The 1,418-nt window shown below is 33.6% G+C and carries 3 protein-coding genes; all 3 read left to right on the forward strand.

The features are described from left to right. Window positions 1–81: 81 nt before the first annotated feature. Window positions 82–525 carry a poly-beta-hydroxybutyrate-responsive repressor gene (gene phaQ / locus V7659_RS31830; RefSeq protein WP_335543955.1) on the forward strand — a complete coding sequence of 148 codons (444 nt, stop codon included), beginning with the start codon at window positions 82–84 and terminating at the stop codon, window positions 523–525. Next, window positions 503–1,147, forward strand: a complete 645-nt coding sequence (locus V7659_RS31835) for a hypothetical protein (protein ID WP_335543956.1) — start codon at window positions 503–505, stop codon at window positions 1,145–1,147. Before phaQ ends, V7659_RS31835 begins: the two co-directional genes overlap by 23 nt. 197 nt (window positions 1,148–1,344) lie before the next feature. Next, the coding region (gene sda / locus V7659_RS32245; RefSeq protein WP_420491800.1) for a sporulation histidine kinase inhibitor Sda at window positions 1,345–1,418 on the forward strand (74 nt) is incomplete at its 3' end.

The following is a 1,418-nucleotide window of genomic DNA, read 5'->3' on the forward strand; positions in this document are numbered from 1 at the left end:
ATTTAGTTGTTTAAGTGCTATTGACGAAATGAGACTGATATGTGTAAAATACACCTATAGTAATTTTGTTGAGGTGTAATCATGACAGATAACAATAATGAAAAAAATGTTACTCCATCTAAGAACTTTATCCTTCCTTTTATATTATTGCTTCTTAGTAGGATGACACTTCATGGCTATGAACTAATTCAAAAGCTTCAAGCTTTCGGTTTTAATACTCTTGACCAAGGAAACTTGTATCGTTTATTGAGACAACTAGAGAAAGACGATCTTGTGCAATCAGAGTGGCATACAAATGGGAGTGGTCCTGCCAAACGATGCTACACAATAACAGATACGGGTAAAGCGTATTTAAAGGGCCATGCTAGACAACTAGAGCAATACCAATCTATGCTCGATGAATTTTTCAAAATGTACTTCAGTTTTCTTGAGCTCTACCTGCCTTCTTTTGATAGGGAGGATAAAATAGAGAATTTAATGAAACAAAAGAGGAGGAACGAAGATGAGCCAAAAGGTGATATATGAAAAAGAAGAGGTCCTAAAAAAGGAAGTTAAAAAAGGAGAGGTTAAAAAAGTGGAAGTTCCAAAAAGGGAAGCTCTAAAAGTAGAAAAGCAAAACGAAACAAGCTATGTTACGGATTCATTTATGGATATTTTTTGGGGTCAATTTGAAACTGCAGTTTCTCGTACAAGAGAACTTAGAGAACAACAGCAAGAACTTTACTTAAAGGCAATAAAAGAAACAACCAAGTTCAATGGAGTGTACCGCAATACTTTAAAGGGTCTTTTTGAACAAGTTACAACAATAAATAGCGATTTGCGTAAAGGGATATTCCAATACAACGTTATTAAAGGAAATGAATCCACTGAAGTAATGACTGAATCTTTAAAAAGTCAAGTAAGTGAAGTAGCTAGTAAATTAGAGGAGCTTTATTTAACTCCAATTAACTCAGCTTTTGATTTAATTGAAAGTACAGAGAAGCGTTTTGAACAAAATAGCGAGGCATTCATCGAATCTACAAATGAAGCACTTAATGCTTGGGAATCTGTCACAGACAACTATTTAAAACAAGCTAGAGAAACTCATGAAAATATTGCTCATAGATTGGAAGATAGCGTACGTGGACTTGTTGCTCCAAGTAAATAAGGTACATATCTAAAAGAAAAAACATTCTTTATCGGATGAGCATTCTTTGTTAATAGATACCCTAAATCGCACAAAAAAGCAGCTTTACCTTCAAGGCAAGCTGCTTTTTTTAATAATAACTATTTTACAACCGAGTATTCCAGCTTCATATTATTACTTAAAAAATAGGTAATTGAGTAAAGTGGAGTGAGACAAGTATGCATAACCTTAGTACTGAACAATTGCTAGAAGCATTTGATTCTGCTATTAAGTTAAATCTTTGCAAAGATTT

The sequence above is a fragment of the Neobacillus drentensis genome (assembly GCF_036966985.1).
In the GTDB taxonomy this organism is placed as follows: Bacteria; Bacillota; Bacilli; order Bacillales; family Cytobacillaceae; genus Neobacillus; species Neobacillus drentensis_E.

Excerpts from the sequence above, each read along its gene's own strand:
- V7659_RS31835 (WP_335543956.1), top strand. The coding sequence starts at position 503 with ATGAGCCAAAAGGTGATATATGAAAAAGAAGAGGTCCTAAAAAAGGAA.
- phaQ (WP_335543955.1), top strand. The coding sequence starts at position 82 with ATGACAGATAACAATAATGAAAAAAATGTTACTCCATCTAAGAACTTT.